The following is a 19,222-nucleotide window of genomic DNA, read 5'->3' as shown; positions in this document are numbered from 1 at the left end:
AGCCACAGCTTCAACGCGCCTTCCACAGCGTCATTTCGCAGGTCTAGGCTAGTGGGATGGCCGCGTTGAGAGCGCTGCGTCCCTTTGCGCACCGGGAATTCCGGGTGCTGATTTCTGCGCTGTCCATTTCCATCTTCGGATCCGGCATGTGGGCAGTGGCGATGGTCTATGAGGTGATCCATCTTGGTGGCGGTCCGCTGGAACTGTCCTTGGTTGCCACCGCGGCCAGCATCGGACTGGTGGGTTTCGTGTTGGCGGGAGGCATAGCGGCAGACAGGCTCCCGCAGAGACTCCTGATCATCGCCGTGGAAGGCGCCAATCTGGCCGTCATTGCCACGATCACAGGACTTGCCATGTTCAATGTCCTTCAACTGTGGCACCTCGCTATCGGTGCTTTCGTCCTGGGAGTGGGCCAGGCGTTCTTCTTTCCCGCGTACTCGGCCATCCTGCCGCGCATCCTGCCTGCGGACGACCTCCTGGCAGCGAATGGCTTGGAAGGCACTGTACGGCCGGTCTTGCAGCAGGCGGCCGGTCCTGCCCTTGCGGGAATTCTGGTAGCAGCGCTTTCCCCGGCGCACGCGGTCGCAGGAGTTGCTGTCTGCCATTTGCTGGCGTTCGGGATCGTGAATTTCCTGAGCCGCCGGACGCTGGGTCCAAACACCCCCGGGACGGTTGAGGCCCCGGCAAAATCCTCCCTCTTCAAGGACCTCCGGGAAGGATTCAGCTACACCATCCGGACACCGTGGCTTCTGTGGACGCTGATCTGGGCTTGCCTGTCCGTGCTGTTCCTCATCGGACCCATTGAGGTCTTGCTTCCCTTCGTTGTCCAGGACCAGCTGGGCGGCGACTCGAGGATGTTCGGCTTTCTCCTGGCCATCATGGGTGTCGGCAGTGCCATAGCTGCACTGGCAACGGCGTCCTTGCGCCTTCCCCGCCGCTACCTGACCGTGATGGTGGTGACATGGGGGTTGGGGAGCCTGCCGGTTGCCGCCATTGGTTTCATGGACAGCTTCTGGATGCTCGGCGTTGCCATGCTCATCTTCGGAGTCACAGAGGGGATCGGAACTGTCATCTGGGGCACGTTGCTGCAACGGCGCGTGCCACGGCATCTGCTGGGACGGATTTCCAGCTTGGACTTCTTCGTTTCGCTAGCGCTAATGCCGGTGTCCATGGCTCTCGCCGGCCCGATCGCCGAAGTTGTCCCCATCTGGCTCATTTTCTTCATTGGTGGTTTGGCGTGCCCCATCATGGCCTTCGTGGCGCTGTTCGCCGCACGAATGATGAAGGATGAGATCGAGAACCCCCTGGACTCCAGCGCTGTGGACACGGAATCTGCAGACACACAGCCTGACTCTGTGTAGCGTGGGCACTATCTCAGGAAGGACTTACCCATGGCCGCTGGCACCAAAGACGATCCCTGGCAGCTCACCACTCCCCCAGGCTCGTCCGACTACACAATGTACAAGGACGAGGCCGCCGATCCTCCGACCCTTGTTTGCCAGGTGGGTTCCACAAAACTGCTGTACCAGTTGCGTGCCATTGAGGACCTGCACGCATGGCTCGTAGATCAGGGTGATTGGGTACCCCTCGGCGCCGCGGACGAAGGCAAGGATGCTGCTCCTGGAACAGTAGAGGCCTGGGGTCGCAGTGAGGACAACCCCGTAGGCGGTTGGTACGGACTGCGTAAGGGCTACCGTGGCCGGTTTGGGATGTACATGCCACCGCTGCTCGAGACCCTCGGCTTGGCTGAGCTCACCCACGAGAAGCGAAACAACACCATGCGGGCAGTCACGAAGTAGCTACTTGCCGGCAGCGAGCGTGCCGATCTCGTCCCCGCCCTGGCCGAATACCGCTAGCTTTCCGTCTTCCTGGATCCTTGCCGTGGAGGCGTTGGACAGCCACGTATCGACGCCTTCGCAGGCCATGCGGGTGGAGGCGAGCCCCCCGAACGCGATGGTTTTGCCGTCCTCTTTCCAAGATCCCATGAGTCTGTTGCAGCCATCAGTTCCGGTCGCATTACCATCCGATTTCAGCTCAAGGGAGGGTTGCTTGGGGTCGCTGGTATCGCCCCAGACACCGACGAAGGGACTGGTGCCGCTTCCCATGCAGCCCGCCAACAAGGCGGCCGCAACGAATGCAAGGGAAACAACGCGGACGGTGCGGGTCGGGGTCTGCGCCATGCGGTCAGTCTAGGTTTACTCCTCCGGATTTCACCAGAGTTCGGTCGACTGAGGGCGCCCGTAGCCGCGGATCGTGCGGTCGGTCGCGACTCAGACGACCGACCGCACTAGCCCGGTTGACGCAGTGATGGCGCCCCGGGCGGGCCCCAGAACCCGCCACACCCATCACTGCTAACTCCGTCGATGAACCGCAACGCGGCCGAAAAGGGCAACGGCGCAGTACGCGGTTCAAACGACATGGGCACTGGATATGTGCTTTGACCTGCGGAAACGTGACGCGACGTTTCGAGAATTATTTGTGTTGCAGCAGAAGAAGCCCGACGGCGGTGCGTCACCACGGCCGTCGGCGTTCCTCTGCGGCCACGAGGCAGCCTAAGGGCCGGGGCCCGCGGCCTTAGTGCGAAAGCTCAGTCGTCAAAGCGCAGCTGGTTGTCACTGCTGCCGCTAAGGTTAGCGATGATCTCTGACGCGACCGCATGAAGTTTCTGGTTTCGATGGCTTGAAGCTTTGGTCAACACACTGAACGCCTCGTCCTGGCCGCAGCGGTTCTGGGCCATGATGACGCCGCAGGCAAGATCAATGACTGTCCTGGAGGACATCGCCGTCTTCAGATCAGCATTGAGCTGCTCTACGGTTTCGATCCTGATGGCCAGGCGCAACGTACTGCCGGCCACGTCAGCAAAAGCGGCAGCTTCAGCCATCACAACATCCGTGAAGGTTCCAGCGGTAGGGGCAAAAAAGTTGATAACCGCTTCGGATGTCTCCCCGAGGTCCATAGGCACGCCCAAGGCGCTGTGGACGCCTTCAGCTTCCAAGGCCTTGCTGTACAACGGCCAGTTAGTGTCGGTGGCAACGTCTGCCAGCAGCACCGGCCTGCCAAGGTCCAGGGCTTCCAGGCAGGGGCCTTGCCGAAGTTGCTGTTCAATTTTGTCCAGATACACGGCCCTCTCACTGCTGCCTGCAACAGTGGCTGTTCGTTTGCGCCGGCGCAACGTCAGGGCACAGTCGATGTTCTCCCCGGCTACCTTGCTCATCGCATCGCAAGCGAAGCTGGTCACGCCGTTGAGAATCCCGTGGATGTCGGAACTACCGACCACCAGCTCATGCAGGCTTCTGATATGTTCGGCATTTCCGGTGGGTTCCATGAGCCTAATCGTAGGAACACTTCGGCTTCCCGTCACCCATTGCCGCGGAAACAAAGCAGAAGGTACAGTTCAAAAGTAAGTAACCTGACAAGTTCACATGAGAGCGAGCCGCCGCTTGCAGCGGGATATCTGCCATGGAAGATCCACGTCGAACAGCGCGAAACCTCATACGAAGCCGGACCATTGATCTTGAAGACCTCTGGATCAAGTACTGGGCCCACGGCGGAAATGCTCCCATCTTTGAACTCGACGCCTACGTCTTTGAAATTCAGGAAGGGCACCCCTTCGAGCTGCGGATCTTGTCATGGGCCCTTGAGGATCTGGGCGCCGACGCCGCCCTTTGAGACGACAACGCCCAGCGTGCCGCATAGCTAAGCATGCTTACTATGGTTTCGGGCAGTGACTCAACTACTGACGAGGAGCCAAGCATGACTCAACGAACGGTTTCGGACCTCATGGTGGAACGCCTCCAAGCATGGGGCGTGGACAGGGTTTTCGGATACAGCGGCGACGGCATCAACGGCTTCATGGGCGCACTCCGCCGGTCCCAGGGCAAGGTCGACTTTGTCCAGGCGAGACACGAAGAAGCGGCGGCTTTCATGGCCGTAGGGCATGGCAAGTACACGGGCGGCGTCGGCGTCGTGACCTCCACGCAAGGTCCCGGTGCCGTCCATCTTTTGAACGGTCTCTACGACGCCAAGATGGACAGCGTCCCGGTGGTGGCGATCATCGGGCAGCAGAGCACCACGGTTTTGGGCTCGGCCTATATGCAGGAAATTGATCTGCTGACGCTCTTCAAAGACGTCGCAGCCCAGTTCGCCCAGCTGGCCAGCTCACCCGAGCAGGTCCCCATGCTGATCGACCGCGCATTCCGCACTGCCCTGGAAACGAGATCGCCCTGCGTGGTGATCGTCCCGCACGACATCCAGACCGCCGAAGCGCCCGAGCTTGAGCACGAACACGGAATCGTGGTCACTGCTCCGGTCTGGCATCCGGCACGCGTTATGCCCCGGGACGAAGAACTTGAGACCGCCGCGGACATCCTTTCCAAGGGTGAGCGGATCGCGATATTCGTTGGGCAGGGTGCCAAGGAAGCCGAAAAAGAAGTTGTGGCGCTTGCAGAAAAGCTCGACGCCGGCATCACCACCAGTTTGCTCGGCAAGCCTTACGTTGACGAGACACTCCCCTACGCCGTGGGCACCATGGGCCACCTTGGCACCACCGCCAGTGCGTTTCTCCTCGAAAACTGTGACACCCTGCTCATCATCGGATCCAACGACCCCTGGACCGAGTTTTACCCCAAGCCCGGCACCGCCAAAGCTGTGCAAATTGACATCGACGGGCGCAAGATCGCCAACCGCTACCCCGTCGAGGTGGGCCTGGTAGGAGACGCGGCGGAGACGCTGAGCGTGCTGACTAAACGCCTCGACGGCAAACAACAGCCATCACGAACAGCATGGCGTACCGACGTCGAAGAGCAGGTCCGCGCATGGCGCCAGCTCTCAGAGGAACGCGCCAACATACCCGCGGAGCCGGTGAACCCGGAACTTGTGATCCGCGAGCTCAACGGCAGGCTCCCCGACAACGCTCAGCTGAGTATCGACGTCGGCAGTTGCGTTTATTGGTACGCCCGCCAACTGATCCTTCCGCCCGGGGTCCCTGCCCATCTGAGCGGCACGCTCGCCAGCATGGGGTGTGCCATCCCTTATGGACTAGCGGCGAAACTAGCCCACCCGGAACGTCCCCTTGTAGCGCTGGCGGGGGATGGTGGCATGCAAATGCTCGGTGTCGCCGAATTGATCACCGTGGCGCACCGGTGGCGCGACTGGGCGGATCCTCGGTTTGTGGTCTGCGTTTTCAACAACCGCGACCTCGCCGAGGTCTCCTGGGAGCAGCGTGAAACCGAGGCAGAGCCGAGGTTTCCCGCCAGCCAGGAAATCCCCGACTTCCCCTACGCGGCCTATGCGGAACTGCTGGGCCTGGCGGGAATCCGGGTGGAGGACCCCGCCAAGCTCGGCGACGCTTGGGACTACGCGCTTTCCGTGGATCGCCCGGCCGTCATCGAAGTCCTGACAGATCCGAGCATCCCGCTACTCCCACCCTTCCCTGCCGGAGCGGAGAAGCTGGAGGGCATGCGCTCGGCGCTGGAGGAAGAGGGCGCAAACGGTGAGCACGCACGGAGACTGCTGGACACGTACGCGGAGGGCGAGTCCCGCCTGCGTGATTCAGCGCCAAACGAAGCCTAGAGGTTTTCCACCAGCGAGACGTCGCGAACAGCGCCCTTGTCTGCTGACAGGGCCATGGCTGCGTAAGCACGGAGCGCGGGAGACACGTGGCGTTCGCGGTCCTTCGGCTTGTAGCCGCCGTTGGCCTCGAGTTTTTCGCGTCGTTCGGCAAGGATCTCGTCCGAAACCTGCAACTGGAGGGAGCGCTGGGTGATATCGATGCTGATAATGTCGCCGTTCTCCACCAGGGCGATGGCGCCGCCGGAGGCAGCCTCCGGCGAGATGTGCCCGATCGACAGGCCCGAGGTACCGCCGGAGAAGCGACCGTCCGTAATGAGGGCGCACTTCTTGCCCAGGCCGCGGCCCTTGAGGAATGAGGTGGGGTAGAGCATTTCCTGCATTCCCGGGCCACCCCTGGGGCCTTCGTAGCGGATGACCACCACGTCGCCTTCCTTGATGCTCTTGTTCAGGATCTTTTCCACGGCCTCGTCCTGCGACTCGCACACTACTGCCGGGCCTTCGAAGATCCAGATTGACTCGTCAACGCCTGCGGTCTTCACCACGGCGCCGTCCACTGCAACATTGCCGCGCAGCACAGCCAAGCCGCCGTCCTTGGAGAACGCGTGCTCCACGGATCGGATGCAGCCGCCCTCAGCGTCGGTATCCAAGGAGGTCCACTGGTTCGACTGCGAGAAAGCTGTGGAAGAACGAACGCCGCCGGGAGCCGCGTGCCATAGTGCCTGCGCCTCCTCAGTGGCCTTGCCGCCGCGGATGTCCCAGTCGTCCAGCCAGCCATCCAGGTCGTTGGAGTGCACGGAGTGAACGTTCTTATGCAAGAGGCCGCCGCGGTTCAGCTCACCCAGCAAGGCGGGGATGCCTCCGGCGCGGTGCACGTCTTCCATGTAATAGGTCTTGTCCCCGGCGACGTTCGGAGCCACCTTGGCCAAGCAGGGCACCAGGCGGGACTTGGCGTCCATCTCTTCCAAGCCATAGTCCACGCCCGCCTCCTGGGCCGCGGCCAGCAGGTGCAGGATCGTGTTGGTGGAGCCGCCCATGGAAATGTCCAGGGCCATGGCGTTGTCAAAAGCCTCGGCAGTTGCGATGGAGCGCGGCAGAACGGAGTCGTCGTCGCCGTCGTAATAGCGCTTAACGAGCTCGACGACGGTGGCGCCGGCCTTCTCGTACAGCGCCTTGCGTGCGGTGTGGGTCGCGAGCACGGAGCCGTTGCCCGGCAGGGCCAGGCCGATGGCCTCGGCGAGGCAGTTCATGGAGTTGGCAGTAAACATGCCCGAGCAGGAACCACACGTGGGGCAGGCGTTCTCTTCGATGAGGTTGATGTCTTCATCGGAGATGGATTCATCCACGGCGTCGGCAATCGCGTTCACCAGGTCCAGCGAGCGCACGGAGCCGTCGGTCAGGGTCACGCGGCCGGCCTCCATGGGACCGCCGGAGACGAACACCACCGGGATGTTCAAGCGCAGCGCGGCCATGAGCATGCCCGGGGTGATCTTGTCGCAGTTGGAGATGCAGACCAGGGCGTCGGCGCAGTGTGCGTTGACCATGTATTCGACGGAGTCGGCGATCAGGTCGCGGGATGGCAGCGAGTAGAGCATGCCGGAGTGGCCCATGGCGATGCCGTCGTCCACGGCGATGGTGTTGAATTCGCGCGGTACAGCGCCTGCAGCGAGGATCGCGTCGGAGACGATCCTGCCCACGGGGGCCAGGTGGGTGTGGCCGGGGACGAATTCGGTGAAGGAGTTGGCCACGGCAATGATCGGCTTGCCGATGTCAATGTTGGCAACACCGGAGGCACGCAGCAGTGCGCGGGCTCCGGCCATGTTGCGGCCGTGGGTAACTGTTCTGGAGCGAAGTGCAGGCATGATTACCATCCTGCTGTTGTTCTACGGCTGGCGGAAGACGGTGCTGCTACTAGTAGTGAAAGTACCAGAGTAATAGTGTTGAGTGCGTGAAAGACGAGAGACGCAAGGAACTGGGGCTCTTCCTAAGGACCCGCCGAAACCAGGCCCTCCGATCGGACTACGGGTTGCCGCCTGTGGGGCGATCCCGCGAGCGCGGCCTCCGCCGGGAAGAGATCGCGTTCCTCTCAGGGGTCAGTGTTACTTGGTACACCTGGCTGGAGCAGGGCCGTGACATCAGCCCATCGCGCCAAGTCCTGGAAGCCGTGGCCCGCACGCTGCATCTTTCGGACACCGGGCTGAGTTACGTGCTCTCTTTGGGCGGGTACTCGTCGGCGCTCCCCAAAGGACCCGTGGCGGCCGATGCGCCCGCTCACGTTCAGCGGTTATTGGACGCCTTGGACCCCAACCCCTCCTACGCTTTGTCTCCGGACTGGGGCATCGCAGGTTGGAACCGCGCCTATGAGGCGCTGTACCCAAACATCAGCACGTTCGACGCCGCCGACCGGAACCTTTTGTGGCTGGTCTTCACCGATCCCTTCATCCGCGACCTGCTCCCCGACTGGGATGTCACCAGCAAGCGCTTTTTGGCTGAGTTCAGGGCCGAAACGGGGCAACGCCTGGGCGACCCGGATGTGGAGTACCAGGTGCAGCGGCTCAAGGAGGCGAGCCCTGAATTCCAGGAAAGCTGGGACCGGTACGACATCCTCGGCTTCGAATCCCGTGAGCGGCAGTTCCACCACCCCGCCGTTGGCGTCCTGCATATGGAGCACCACCAAGTGTCACCCTCTGACCGGCCCGACCTTCACATCGTGGTCTACACGCCGGCGCCCGGGAGTGACGCGGGTGAGCAGATGCAGCGGCTGATGGGGGTCTGATGCACATCACGGGACCTGGTGGTGATTGCCTTTAGCTGGGCTCCCTCTTGTTCAGGACGAAATTCGCCGGCACCGACGCGACGCCGTTTGCCTGGACTACTACGTAGTGCTGCCCTGGGTAGTAGGACCGGGTTGTTATTGGGCGGAAGGAATGAGTTTTTCTGACAGTGACGGTCTCGCCGGGCTTAATTTGGCGGGACGTGAGCTTGAAAGTTTTAGCGCTTACCGTGCCGTTGGCCCGCTGGAAACCGATGGCATAGTCAATGGCTGCTTTAGCGGGCTGGGGGCCTTCATTCACCACCTCGGCTGAAAATTCCACAGTTCCGTCCCATGCCACTGAAGTGTGGAGGATTCGAGGCTCCATCACCACGAGTTGGCCACCCGAATAACCCAGGAGGCCGAGTGCTTCGGGATTGCCTTGCTTGACCAGGGTCCTGAGTCCATGGCGAATCACCTGGGGAGTGGCATCATCAGGTTTTCCTGACCAACGGCGCGCAGTAGCTATCACCAGCTGTGGATCGATGCGGCTCAGATCATTGAGATGGTTCGCCGCAGAACGTCGAACGTATTCGGCAGGATCTTGATAGGTGGCATCCAGAATCCCCTGCGTTGCGGCTGGATTGGCCACCAGCCAAGGAACTCTTTTGGCCCACGGCAAGTAAGCGCGAGAGCCCTCGGTAGCGAGCCGGCGGACGTTTTCGTCGTCGTGATTCGTCCAGGTTTGCATGGTCGCGATAGCTCGTTCCGGGCGGGCAGCTATAAGGTCACGGATGGCGAACTCTCCCGTTAGCCTGCTGGTTAGGCGGGACAGGACTGCAAGAGCGGCATCAAAGTCCGCGAGCGACGCCGATTGCAGGGCCCTCCCGGTCACGACTTCGGTTGCCGGCCAGACCATCCATCCGGTAAACCGGGGGTCGTCGAGAGCATCGAGCATGACCTTCTCAACAGCGAGGTAGCCTGCCGGCAAGTCCTCAAGGAGCGCGTCCCTGACGATATCAACACGCTGCCGGAGGCGCCGTCCGCCAAACAAGTCACGCGACAGCTCCAATGTTGTCAGTTCAAGGCCGGGCTCGGCGCTCATCAGTATGGAGCGCAGTTCGGTGACCACACTGGAATTGATGAGCTCATCCATTGCACCCATATATGTTTCTCCTTCGCCGGTGTTGCCATGGTAGGCGATGGGGGTGACAACGAAAGCGGGCTGGCAACCCACGTTGTACTAGCCCTTAGGCGGGGCAGCGAGCGGTTGCTTGTCGAGCTGCGACGGTTCGGGAGCTGCAGTCCTTTCGGCTGTAATCCGTCCTAGGATCACCACCAAAACCAGAGCCACAATCACAGGTATACACACAGAAAGAACAATGGTGCCGGTATCTACGCCAAGGCCGATGAGAATTCCGCCGAATATCGGGCCCACCACCGATCCGAGTCGCCCCAATGAAGCTGCCCATCCCACCCCCGAGGTCACAGTTGCTTGAGGGTAGAGAGTCACTGCCACAGCGGCCTGGCCAATCATGCCGGCTTGGAGCCCAAGACCAACGCCACCGAAGACGATCAGTAACAGCGCCTTGTCCGGACCAAGGAATGCCGAGATGACGAGGAACACAACCGCTGCTGCTGAAGTCCAGGCCAGGACTGTGGTCATCCGGCGTCGACGTGATCCCAGAATCAGCACACAGGCGCCAACAATGCTTCCTACGCCCAACGCCGCCGATCCCAAGGGCGCCAGACCAAGACCAAAGCCGTAGCTCGTAAGCAGGGTGGGCAGCCACGAGGAGAACACGTAGTAAACGGCGAAGATAAGGAATGAGAAAGACCAAAGTAAAACGGTTCTGCTCCGTACAGGTCCATCGAAAAGGCGGGAAACCGAGGCGTGGTGCTTGGCCACTGAAGTATCCATGGGGGTGATCGACGCCTGTTTACCCGATAGGCCGATCCACAGGAACGGCAGGAGCACGCCTGAGGCGATGGCTCCGAGAATGAAAACCCATTCCCACCCGAGCGCATTAGTGATCACACCCCCGCCGAGCCCAGCGATAAGTGCCCCGAATGAAATACCGGTCATCACGACCACCGCAATCGATTGGCGATAACGCGACGGATTGACGGCGGTCGCATGTGAGACAGCCGCAGGCAGCACGGCCCCTAACCCCAGCCCGGTCACGAAGCGAAGAATGGTCAGCTCCACTATTGAACCTGACCACGCCGTCAGCAGTGAACCAACGGTGAAGAGCACAACGGCGGAAAAGATGACATTCCTTGTGCCCATTTTTGCTACTAAGCGTCCTACCGCCATGTAACCGAGAGCCACCCCCGCGCTCGTAAATGCGAGGGCCGGGGTGAAATGGGCGGGCTCAACTCCCCATTCCTTTGATATCGACGGAATGGACACCCCGAGTGCGACCGTGTCGTATCCATCGAGCACTACAGCGGCAAATGCAAGGCAGAGCACCCACCAGTTCGGTTTGATCTCATCCTGTATTTTGGGTTCGCTCATCGTCTCCATCGGACATCCTTAAAGTTGTGAGGGCTTCAAAGTCGAAGCAGGGGCCTGCCGTCCGGGAACCATCGAAGTGCGCGAGTACTCACTTTCTTGATTTAATGTATCTTAGCATTGAGATTCTACAAAGTGACTCATTTCACGCGCTAGTCCCTCTGGCAGAAGCAAATAGCCTCCACAGGGCAGTAGCTGTACAAAAAATCCACAATTCGGCGCACTATGGAGGCATGAACGCTCCCGGCGCCAACGGCTTTGCGCAGGGTGGTTCCGGTAGCTTCGGGGCCGGCCTGCACCCGTGGTGCCGTTATGTGGCTTTGGGCGACTCGTTCACCGAAGGTTTAGGCGATCCAGAACCGCGGAGCCCCGGCGGCCTCCGCGGCTGGGCGGACCGGATCGCGGAAGAATTGGCCACCGGTCACGACAATTTCGCCTATGCGAACCTGGCCATCAGCGGGAGGCTGCTTCACGAGATTCTCGAAGAGCAGGTGGGTCCGGCCATCGAGCTCCAACCTGATCTGATCACTCTTAACGCAGGCGGCAATGACTTGCTGTTCCACAGGAGCGATCCGGACAAACTTGCCCTTGAACTGGACGCGGGCGTGGAAAGACTGGCCTCGACCGGCGCTACGATCGTGCTCTTTACCGGCCCCGACTGGGGTGCGACCCCGGTGCTGGGCCATACTCGCGGCAAAGTGGCCATCTACAACGAGAACATGCGGGTAGTTGCCGCCCGCCATGATGCCCTGATCGCAGATCTCTGGGCGCTACGCCAGCTCACGGACCCTCGAATGTGGAATGCGGACCGCTTGCATTTCTCGCCGCTGGGCCAGCACACCATCGCCATCATGGTGCTCGATATCCTCAATGTTCCGCATACCCTGGAACCTTTGGCACCCAAGCCCCTACCCGAGCGCAGCTGGCGTGAGGCGCGGGCGGGCGACATCATCTGGGCTCGGGAACATCTCTTCCCATGGGTGGTGCGGCGCCTGACGCAACGAAACGTTGGCGATGGACGGCACCCAAAGCGACCCGAGCCAGGCCCTGTCTTTGGGGCAAGCATGCCTCCCGGGGCATACGTAGGGCCGGACCCGCGTATCGACTGAGAGCAGGCATGAAACACTCGACCACTCCGTGTTGCAGCTATGGAGTCCGTCACCCTTTGCCGCGCCTGTAGTGGTGTTGGCTGGATGAACGCTAAAATTTCACTTGCCGCAAGTACAAGCCCTTCGGCATCAATCCGCGTTGCATTTCTTAGGAGCGCCATACCGTGAGTGGGGGAACCGACCAGTCATGACGGCAGGTAGTACCCCCAGTCCTCATCCCGGCACTTCAGCAGCCACCAACCAGCCTTCATCCACTACGACGAAGGCCCCAAAGCCGGCAGCTCCTGCAACAAAGCCCGTAGCGTACCCCGCCATTTTGCAGGGGTTCCTCGGTTCACTGTTCATGTTTGCAGGGTCCATTGGCATCGGATGGATCGCCAACGGATCCCCGATGATCCGCCACCCCATAGTCATTGCCCTGCGCACTGAGGGCTGGGGAGTAACGATCTCCGCCGTCCTCCTTACCGTGGGCGCCATGGTACTGGTTCGGTCCTGGCTGAGGTTGGGACAACGGATGGGCAGTTGGGAGGGGAACTCCCTCAAACCGATCGTTGCAGCGATCGGAGCATGGTCCCTTCCGTTGCTGTTCGCTGTGCCCGTCTATTCTCGTGACGTCTATGCGTATATAGGCCAGGGCCGCCTGATGATGGAGGGCCAAGACCCTTACGACGTCGGCATCTCGGCTTTGAACAACTGGTTCGCCTTGGGTGCGGACCCGGCCTGGGCGGAAGCCCGCACTCCGTACGGGCCCTACTTCTTGTGGATGGCCCACGCCGTGGTGGCCATTACGGGCGCCCAGCCGGACGTCTCAGTCCTGCTGTTCCGGCTTCTGGCCGCCGGCGGGGTGCTGTTGTGTGTTGTGTACGTCCCCAAACTCGCGGAGCTTCACGGGATTAATGGTGCCCGGGCGCTCTGGATTGCGGTGGCTAATCCACTCTTCCTCATCAGCTTCGTCGCCAGCGCCCACAACGACGCCATCATGGTGGGCTTCGCGGTAGCGGGAACCTACTTCGCAGCCACCAAGCGGCCGTTACTGGGGATCCTGTTGGTCACGCTTTCCATCGGAATCAAACCGGCCACCGTTTTGTTGCTTCCCTTCATCGGGCTGATGTGGGCTGGTGCCGGAGCGTCCTGGCCGCGCAAGTTCGGAATCTGGGCCGCGACCGCGAGCATCAGTTTCGCTGTTCTGGTGATCAGCGGCATCCCTTACGGCCTGGGTCTGGGCTGGGCGTGGGCCATCACGGACCCCACTCCCGGGTTCACCGGCTACTCGCCGTCGGGATTCCTCGGCCAGCAAATCGAGTTCCTCGGCAACGCCCTGGGGCTGCCGGGCAATGCGATGGCCGACGTCCTGCGAGCGGCCATGAAGTGGGGTGCAGTCGCCCTGGTCCTCGTTCTGATGTTCCGCGGAGACCACTCCCGCGTGGTGCGGCGCATGGCCCTTGCCTTCGCAGCCATCGTGCTGCTCTCCCCCATCATTCAGCCTTGGTACATTCTCTGGTTCGTCCCCTTCCTGGCCGTGACGGGGATCAGGGACGACTGGCAGATGCGGTGCCTCTACGTCGGCGTGACATTCTTTGTGGTGTTCGGTGCGCAGGACCAGTTGTCAGTCTGGTCCTTCGTGGAGGTCTCCGTGGACCTGTCCTCGTTGGCCTTCGCCATCGCGCTTCTGTTCGCGTTCTACCTGGTGTTCCTGGACATCCACACCCGCAGGCTTCTGGTCCAAGGCAAACTGTCGCGCTGGGTGGGGCAGACTGACCGTCGCCTGCTCCACCGCCCTCCGACTATCCGCTAAAGCGCTTTCGGGACCACCGGAGCGCCATCCCGGTTCACGCGCCGCCCCAATTCAACCGTCCTCTGCACCGACCACCACAGCAGCACCACCAGCAAGACATTCCGGGTGGTCAGCACAGCGGCCATGATCGGGTGGGCGTGGATGAGCGGGGTGTAGAACAGCGGATAAATCACGAACGTTGTCATGGCAATGCCCATCAGCAAGGCAGCCGGCACTTTCCACCGGTTCCAGTCGTGCGTCAGGCCGGCAATGATCACAGGGGCCAGCCAGATGATGAACTGCGGCGAGCCCACCTTGTTGAACACGATGAACGCCGTGGTCATCATCAAGGCACCCTCGAGGAACAGTTCCTCGCGCTCCGCTCCGCGATTGAGTGCACGGATCAGGAGGATGGCGGCCGCAATCGCGGCAACTATCAGCAGCGGCTGCATCAGGAACGCCGCAACCTCGGCACCGGGCCCGTAGACCTCTGTGGAGTTGATGGCTGTATTGTCGGCCATTTTGGATCCGGCGATGTTGAAGACGCTCAGCCACACCCAGGGCGTGGAGAAAGTGGCTTCCAGCTGCATGCCGCGCTCGCCCTGGTTGATCAGGAAGTCCAGGATGTGGCTGAAGCCACCAGCGAGGTAGGTTCCTAACCCTACGACGGCGGTGACGCCCACCCCGGCAGCGATCATCTGCAGCCGGTTGCGGGAAGCGATGATGATGGGTACCAGCACCGCTGCAGGCCACACTTTGATCCACGTTGCGATGCTCAACAGGACGGAGGCAACAACCGGCCTTTGGGCAGCGCAAATCAAGGCAATCAAAACAATGGAGGTGGTGATGCCTTCAACGCGGGCAAAGCTGAGGTATCCCATGAACATTGTGAAGAACAGCCACCACCATGCGGGCGCGATCCCGGTGACCCGCCGTGGGCCACGCGTCAGGTACCAGAGACCCAACGCGTTGAGGGCCGTGATCAGCAGGGTCCACATCAGCAAGTAGAGGTCCGGACCGGCAATCCCCGCCAGGAAAATGGGAATCTGGGCCAGCACGGGGTAAACCCAGGGGCTGATCTTCCCGTTGAGGTTCTCCGGGTTGTAGCCATCCATCGCCCACTGGCGGTATTGCTCAGTGTCGCTGAAGGTGTTGCCGCTGAGGAAGAAAGAAGCCATCCAGCACAGGAAGTAGAAATGCACCACGGCGAATCCCCACCACACGCTGGAGGGGCGGGCGAACCACGCTACAACTGCGGGAGGAAGGACACGGCTGCGGATACGGACCAGCTGGTCGAAGAACGTCGCGGAAATCTTAGTGCTCCTTGCCCGCTGGTGCACTGACCACGGAGGGCTTACGGCCCAGTGAATACAGGCGACGCGCCGACCAGAAGAAGAGGACCACCAGCAGGACGTTGCGGATGCTCAGGACCAGGGCCATCCAAGGATTGTTGTGACTCAAAGCATCGTAGAAGAGCGGGTAGATGAAGTAGGTGGCAACGGCGATCACTATCAGCATGGTGGCCGGAACGCGCCACTCTTTCCAGTTGTGCGCCAGCCCTACAGCTACAGCCGGTGCAAGCCACACCATGAACTGCGGTGAACCCACCTTGTTGAAAACGATGAACGCGGTCACCAGCGTGAGGGCTCCTGAAAGCAGGAGTTCTGTCCGGTCCACTCCGCCGTTGAGCTTGCCTTGGTGCAGGGCCCAGAAGGTCAAACCCGCGACGGCGGCCGCTGCCAGCAGGAGGAGGGGCTGCATCAGCACGGACATGAACGCAGTGCCGGGTCCGTCCACCTGCATGGAGTTGATGTCAGTGTTCATATACATGCGGGAATCCCCGACGCCGAGGACCGACAACCACAGCCATGGGGTGGTGAAGGTCGCTTCGAGCTGCATGCCGCGATCTCCCTGTTGTGTCAGGAAGTTCAGCAGCTTGGGAACGGCACCAACTGCCGCTGCCAGCCCAACCACAACCGCCGTCGTCGCAATTCCTGCCGCCACAACGTGCAGGCGTTTCCTGACCACTGCGAACAGGGCCAGCATCACGGCGGCGGGCCACACCTTCACCCAGGTGGCGATGCTCAGCAGGACCGACGCGACGAAGGGCCGGGTGACACCGTAAACAAGGGCCACGAGCACTATGGGGGCAGTTAGTCCGTCAACGCGGGCGAAGCCCAACCAACCCATGAGGAAGACGAATACCAGCCACCACCAGGCAGCCGGGATTGCTTCCTGCCGGCGGCCGCGGTCGGTGAGTTTGAGCACCGCCCATCCGTTCAGCAGCGTGGTGAGCAGGACCCAAAGGAAGAAGAAAGGGCCAGGACCGGCTACAGCTGCCAGGCCCATGGGAATCAGCGCCAGGATGGGGTAAACCCACGGGCTGGGTCCCCCGGTGAGGTTTGCTTCGTCGAATCCGGCCAGCGCCCATTCACGGTAGATAAAGGTGTCGCTGAAGGCTTCGCCACGCAACGAGAGCACGGCCCCGAAGACCAGGAACACCAGGTGAATCACTACGAAGCCCCACAGCAGGCCCCGCGGGGAGTTCATGCGTGCCGCCAACCTCGCTGGGATTGTTTTACCGCGGATTTCCGCGAGCTTACTGAAAAAACTGTCCATCAACGAAGAACTTCCTGGCTAGGTGGGTCCTTGCCTCAGCAATCCCCAATTTTCTTGGGACCGAAAAACCCCCGCATGCTACTTTACGCGAGACACCCAAACGCCCGGCAGTTGCTTACCCTGCGGGCTGGGCTTCCGTCTGCGCGCGTATGCTCCATGCGGACCAATCCAACGGGTGAACGGAGGGGCGGCCCAGGAGGTAGCCTTGCGCTGCTGTGACCTTCAGCGCGGTGACTTCATCAAGCTCGGCTGCAGTTTCGATGCCTTCTGCAATGATGTCCGCGCCGATCTCCCGCGCCAGTTCCACGATGGCCCTGGCCCGGATTTTCTGACCGTCGCTGCTTTCTATTCCCTCAATCAAATGACGGTCCAGCTTGATGATGTCGGGGCGCAGCTGTTCAATCCGTTCCATGGAAACCAAAGCTGCACCGGACGCACTGATGGCGAGCCGCAGGCCCAGGGTTCGCAGTGGCCCCAGGCCGTCGTCGCCGGTTTGCCCTTCCACGGATTCCAGGCTGCCCGTCAGTTCAACAATGATCCTGTCCGGAGCCAGTGCTGCTGCAGCAAGAAGATTCCGCACTCGGGGGTCATTGGACGTTGCGGGGGTGAGGTTCAGCGCCACGGACATGTTGTCCGGGACGTCGTGCGCTGCCGTCAGGGCGCAGTGCAGTGCGGCAATTTCGAGTTCCGTGCCCAATCCCGCGGCTGCGGCCTCGTTGAACCACACATCGGCTCCGGCCCCATCCTCACCAACGAACCTGGTCAGCGCCTCTACGCCCACCACCTCGCCTCCAGGCAGTGCATGGACGGGCTGGAAAGCTGTCAGCAAGAGCTTGTCCGCCAGGATCGACTGGATGCCTTCGCGGACCTCATGGCTAACAGGGACCGATACTGTCCGGGCTGTGTCCGAGGACTCCAAGTGCAGGCTGGCAACTTCACGCTGAACCGGGACCTTGGCCGTTGAACCCGGCGGCTTGCGGGTCTCGAGCAAGTGCTCCAGCAACGCACGCTCCGGGTCGTCGGGACGTGCCTCAATCAACGCGCGAAGGTTTTTCCTCGCTCCTTCGCTCCGGGCATCACTGTCGGCAAGGATGGATTCAATGATATCCAGCACTTGTTCGCGCATGGTCATGTCTTCGCTGGCCGGCGCCACAACAGCGTCATCGGCCGCCGCAGCGCCATCCTTCGGTGAGCTGCCGCTTTCCGGTTTAAAAGAGCCCGCGTCTTGAGCCATTAATTATTCCTTTGTGTGTCCCCCACTGGCAAAGCCAGCCATGACATGACCTCCACGAAAACGTGTGGGCCTTGTCACGAATCTTACAGAGGAATCAGAGCATCCGAGACACCGCAATGACTCCTGACAAGGGAAAACGTGTCCTTGGACGACAAGCCCTGACATGCTGGAGGGGTGACATCCATTTCAACGGAATCACCCCGCACCGCACTCAGTTGGAAGCTGCTGCCGGCGGCGTTGCTTTCCTTGTCCGGCGTGCCGCTCTTTGCGATGGGCAACGAGCTGCTCGGCTATGGCCTGCTGCTGGCGAGCGTGGCCACCGCGGCTTTCATCGACCACCGATTGATGCGACACCTCGCATTGATCGCGGCGGGCATGACCATCTTCAGCTTGGTACCGCTCAACGCCGACCTCAGCACAGAGCACATGGCCCTCATGGGCGGCGCCCTGGCATTGGCTGTGCTGGTGCCATGGCTGGTGTCCCGGTTCGCCTACCGCGAGGACATCATCAAATTTCCCGTGAACACCGGCCGCAAGTGGCCCTTGGCAGCGAAGCTGTACCTGATAGGCGTGGTGGCGCTCGGTTACTTCATCCTGCCGGTGTACCTGATCCGGACAGGTGTTTACCAAAACTGGCCGGATGCTTCCGATCCCGATATCTTCTGGCGGCTCTTCCTTGGCGTCAACGCCGTGGGTATCTGGGATGAATTGTTCTTCATCTGCACCACCTTCACCCTGCTGCGGCAGCATTTTCCGGACTGGCTGGCCAATCTCCTACAAGCTGTGGTGTTCTCGTCATTCCTGTGGGAGATCGGCTACCAGTCGTGGGGTCCACTCCTGACGTTCCCGTTCGCATTGCTGCAGGGCTACACCTTCAAGCTCACCAAGTCATTCACGTACGTGGTGTCCGTGCACCTGCTGTTCGACTTCGTGCTGTTCCTCGCGCTGGTGCATGCACACAACCGGGACTGGCTGCCGATCTTCCTTTACTAGTCCGGCTTGCTGAATCGGCGGCGGGCCTACGTCCCCGAGCCTGCCCACGCTTCATCTGAAACTTCGATCTCCTGTGCCATGTCGTCGAGGAATCGAATCACCGATTCCCGCTCGGGAGGGCTCAGCCTGGCCGCAGCGATGAACCGTTTGGCCTGCTGCCGCCCAACGGTCCTCATGGCGGCCTCGTGCGTTTCGGGTGTGATGGCGATGGCGAGGGCGCGGCGGTCGGAGGGGTGCGCGCGTCGCGTGACGTGGCCGGCGCGTTCCAACCGGTCGAGCAACTTGGTGGTTGAGGCTGTCGAGATATTGAGCCGGGAGGCTATTGCGCCTGGTGTGGCTATCACGCCATGGTTGGCGCAGACAATCAGGTAGTGCAGCGCACGCATGTCGGACTGGTTGAGTTTCATGTACCGGAGCGAGGCGTCGGAGAGGCGTTGTTCGGATTCGCGCAATCTTCCCAGCGCTGCCATTACGTCGCTGATTTGCTGGACATCCGCGTCGGAGAGGTCGGAGCGATCCACCAGTTCCTGATGAGGATCGTTGGCGTCCAAATCGTAGATGCCAGCGGAAACCGGGGTCCCGGCTTCTTCAGGTATCTCTTCAGGACTGGACATGTTTGGTATGTTACACCTAACTTCCTACATGGTAGCCTTTCTTC

General features: G+C 61.2%; 17 protein-coding genes. 8 read left to right on the top strand and 9 right to left on the bottom strand.

What is annotated here, in order from left to right; translation table 11 throughout:
- Positions 1-56: 56 nt before the first annotated feature.
- Positions 57-1,361: an MFS transporter gene (locus AC6CH8_RS07890; RefSeq protein WP_420179813.1), complete on the top strand. Its 1,305-nt coding sequence runs from the start codon at positions 57-59 to the stop codon at positions 1,359-1,361.
- A gap of 30 nt (positions 1,362-1,391) precedes the next feature.
- Positions 1,392-1,799 (top strand): DUF6855 family protein, encoded by a 408-nt coding sequence (locus tag AC6CH8_RS07885; RefSeq protein ID WP_420179812.1) that lies wholly within the window; start codon positions 1,392-1,394, stop codon positions 1,797-1,799.
- Here the strand turns inward: AC6CH8_RS07885 and AC6CH8_RS07880 are convergent, their stop codons facing one another.
- The gene (locus AC6CH8_RS07880) at positions 1,800-2,180 is read right to left on the bottom strand and encodes an META domain-containing protein (RefSeq protein WP_498189781.1); all 381 of its coding nucleotides are present in this window, start codon (positions 2,178-2,180) and stop codon (positions 1,800-1,802) included.
- 407 nt (positions 2,181-2,587) lie between these two features.
- A complete protein-coding gene (locus tag AC6CH8_RS07875; RefSeq protein ID WP_420179810.1) occupies positions 2,588-3,325 on the bottom strand; it encodes a GAF and ANTAR domain-containing protein in 738 nt (245 codons plus the stop codon).
- A 134-nt stretch (positions 3,326-3,459) separates the two neighbouring features.
- On the opposite strand from AC6CH8_RS07875, the gene AC6CH8_RS07870 reads away from it, so the two are divergent.
- Both AC6CH8_RS07870 and AC6CH8_RS07865 read left to right on the top strand, forming a co-directional pair.
- Positions 3,460-3,669, top strand: coding sequence for a hypothetical protein (locus AC6CH8_RS07870; RefSeq protein WP_091464767.1), 210 nt, complete (start codon positions 3,460-3,462; stop codon positions 3,667-3,669).
- An 84-nt stretch (positions 3,670-3,753) separates the two neighbouring features.
- Positions 3,754-5,571 carry a thiamine pyrophosphate-requiring protein gene (locus AC6CH8_RS07865; RefSeq protein WP_498189779.1) on the top strand — a complete coding sequence of 606 codons (1,818 nt, stop codon included), beginning with the start codon at positions 3,754-3,756 and terminating at the stop codon, positions 5,569-5,571.
- Here the strand turns inward: AC6CH8_RS07865 and ilvD are convergent.
- Positions 5,568-7,430 (bottom strand): dihydroxy-acid dehydratase, encoded by a 1,863-nt coding sequence (ilvD, locus tag AC6CH8_RS07860; protein ID WP_498189777.1) that lies wholly within the window; start codon positions 7,428-7,430, stop codon positions 5,568-5,570. The two genes, AC6CH8_RS07865 and ilvD, sit on opposite strands and share 4 nt — an antisense overlap.
- A gap of 86 nt (positions 7,431-7,516) precedes the next feature.
- Here ilvD and AC6CH8_RS07855 point away from each other — a divergent pair, with 86 nt between their 5' ends.
- Positions 7,517-8,344, top strand: a complete 828-nt coding sequence (locus tag AC6CH8_RS07855) for a helix-turn-helix transcriptional regulator (protein ID WP_420179807.1) — start codon at positions 7,517-7,519, stop codon at positions 8,342-8,344.
- A 31-nt stretch (positions 8,345-8,375) separates the two neighbouring features.
- Here AC6CH8_RS07855 and AC6CH8_RS07850 read toward each other — a convergent pair whose 3' ends face one another.
- Together AC6CH8_RS07850 and AC6CH8_RS07845 are read right to left on the bottom strand one after the other, a co-directional pair.
- Positions 8,376-9,485, bottom strand: coding sequence for a DNA alkylation repair protein (locus AC6CH8_RS07850; RefSeq protein ID WP_498189775.1), 1,110 nt, complete (start codon positions 9,483-9,485; stop codon positions 8,376-8,378).
- Between the two features lie 78 nt (positions 9,486-9,563).
- Positions 9,564-10,847 (bottom strand): MFS transporter, encoded by a 1,284-nt coding sequence (locus tag AC6CH8_RS07845; protein WP_420179805.1) that lies wholly within the window; start codon positions 10,845-10,847, stop codon positions 9,564-9,566.
- A gap of 221 nt (positions 10,848-11,068) precedes the next feature.
- On the opposite strand from AC6CH8_RS07845, the gene AC6CH8_RS07840 reads away from it, so the two are divergent.
- Together AC6CH8_RS07840 and mptB are read left to right on the top strand one after the other, a co-directional pair.
- Positions 11,069-11,944: an SGNH/GDSL hydrolase family protein gene (locus AC6CH8_RS07840; protein WP_498189773.1), complete on the top strand. Its 876-nt coding sequence runs from the start codon at positions 11,069-11,071 to the stop codon at positions 11,942-11,944.
- Positions 11,945-12,260: 316 nt separating this feature from the next.
- Positions 12,261-13,739, top strand: coding sequence for a polyprenol phosphomannose-dependent alpha 1,6 mannosyltransferase MptB (gene mptB, locus AC6CH8_RS07835; RefSeq protein WP_420179803.1), 1,479 nt, complete (start codon positions 12,261-12,263; stop codon positions 13,737-13,739).
- On the opposite strand, the gene AC6CH8_RS07830 is transcribed toward mptB, so the two are convergent.
- The 3 genes from AC6CH8_RS07830 to AC6CH8_RS07820 form a co-directional block, all read right to left on the bottom strand.
- Positions 13,736-14,998: a glycosyltransferase 87 family protein gene (locus AC6CH8_RS07830; protein ID WP_420181103.1), complete on the bottom strand. Its 1,263-nt coding sequence runs from the start codon at positions 14,996-14,998 to the stop codon at positions 13,736-13,738. The genes mptB and AC6CH8_RS07830 overlap by 4 nt on opposite strands.
- A 34-nt stretch (positions 14,999-15,032) precedes the next feature.
- Positions 15,033-16,337, bottom strand: a complete 1,305-nt coding sequence (locus AC6CH8_RS07825) for a glycosyltransferase family 87 protein (protein ID WP_178992953.1) — start codon at positions 16,335-16,337, stop codon at positions 15,033-15,035.
- Between the two features lie 115 nt (positions 16,338-16,452).
- The gene (locus AC6CH8_RS07820; RefSeq protein WP_420179801.1) at positions 16,453-17,571 is read right to left on the bottom strand and encodes an EAL domain-containing protein; all 1,119 of its coding nucleotides are present in this window, start codon (positions 17,569-17,571) and stop codon (positions 16,453-16,455) included.
- Positions 17,572-17,745: 174 nt separating this feature from the next.
- On the opposite strand from AC6CH8_RS07820, the gene AC6CH8_RS07815 reads away from it, so the two are divergent.
- A complete protein-coding gene (locus AC6CH8_RS07815) occupies positions 17,746-18,564 on the top strand; it encodes a CPBP family intramembrane glutamic endopeptidase (protein WP_178992951.1) in 819 nt (272 codons plus the stop codon).
- 26 nt (positions 18,565-18,590) lie between these two features.
- Here the strand turns inward: AC6CH8_RS07815 and AC6CH8_RS07810 are convergent, their stop codons facing one another.
- Complete coding sequence (locus AC6CH8_RS07810; RefSeq protein ID WP_498189770.1) at positions 18,591-19,178, bottom strand: MarR family winged helix-turn-helix transcriptional regulator; 588 nt, start codon at positions 19,176-19,178, stop codon at positions 18,591-18,593.
- Between the last annotated feature and the right edge of the window lie 44 nt (positions 19,179-19,222).

The sequence above is a fragment of the Paenarthrobacter sp. GQ52 genome (genome assembly GCF_059759005.1).
Note: the sequence above shows the minus strand (reverse complement) of the source record. Positions and strands in the feature narration are given on the sequence as shown.

Excerpts from the sequence above, each read along its gene's own strand:
- AC6CH8_RS07890 (WP_420179813.1), top strand. The coding sequence starts at position 57 with ATGGCCGCGTTGAGAGCGCTGCGTCCCTTTGCGCACCGGGAATTCCGG.
- AC6CH8_RS07885 (WP_420179812.1), top strand. The coding sequence starts at position 1,392 with ATGGCCGCTGGCACCAAAGACGATCCCTGGCAGCTCACCACTCCCCCA.
- AC6CH8_RS07880 (WP_498189781.1), bottom strand. The coding sequence starts at position 2,180 with ATGGCGCAGACCCCGACCCGCACCGTCCGCGTTGTTTCCCTTGCATTC.
- AC6CH8_RS07875 (WP_420179810.1), bottom strand. The coding sequence starts at position 3,325 with ATGGAACCCACCGGAAATGCCGAACATATCAGAAGCCTGCATGAGCTG.
- AC6CH8_RS07870 (WP_091464767.1), top strand. The coding sequence starts at position 3,460 with ATGGAAGATCCACGTCGAACAGCGCGAAACCTCATACGAAGCCGGACC.
- AC6CH8_RS07865 (WP_498189779.1), top strand. The coding sequence starts at position 3,754 with ATGACTCAACGAACGGTTTCGGACCTCATGGTGGAACGCCTCCAAGCA.
- ilvD (WP_498189777.1), bottom strand. The coding sequence starts at position 7,430 with ATGCCTGCACTTCGCTCCAGAACAGTTACCCACGGCCGCAACATGGCC.
- AC6CH8_RS07850 (WP_498189775.1), bottom strand. The coding sequence starts at position 9,485 with ATGGGTGCAATGGATGAGCTCATCAATTCCAGTGTGGTCACCGAACTG.
- AC6CH8_RS07845 (WP_420179805.1), bottom strand. The coding sequence starts at position 10,847 with ATGGAGACGATGAGCGAACCCAAAATACAGGATGAGATCAAACCGAAC.
- AC6CH8_RS07840 (WP_498189773.1), top strand. The coding sequence starts at position 11,069 with ATGAACGCTCCCGGCGCCAACGGCTTTGCGCAGGGTGGTTCCGGTAGC.
- AC6CH8_RS07825 (WP_178992953.1), bottom strand. The coding sequence starts at position 16,337 with ATGGACAGTTTTTTCAGTAAGCTCGCGGAAATCCGCGGTAAAACAATC.
- AC6CH8_RS07820 (WP_420179801.1), bottom strand. The coding sequence starts at position 17,571 with ATGGCTCAAGACGCGGGCTCTTTTAAACCGGAAAGCGGCAGCTCACCG.
- AC6CH8_RS07810 (WP_498189770.1), bottom strand. The coding sequence starts at position 19,178 with ATGTCCAGTCCTGAAGAGATACCTGAAGAAGCCGGGACCCCGGTTTCC.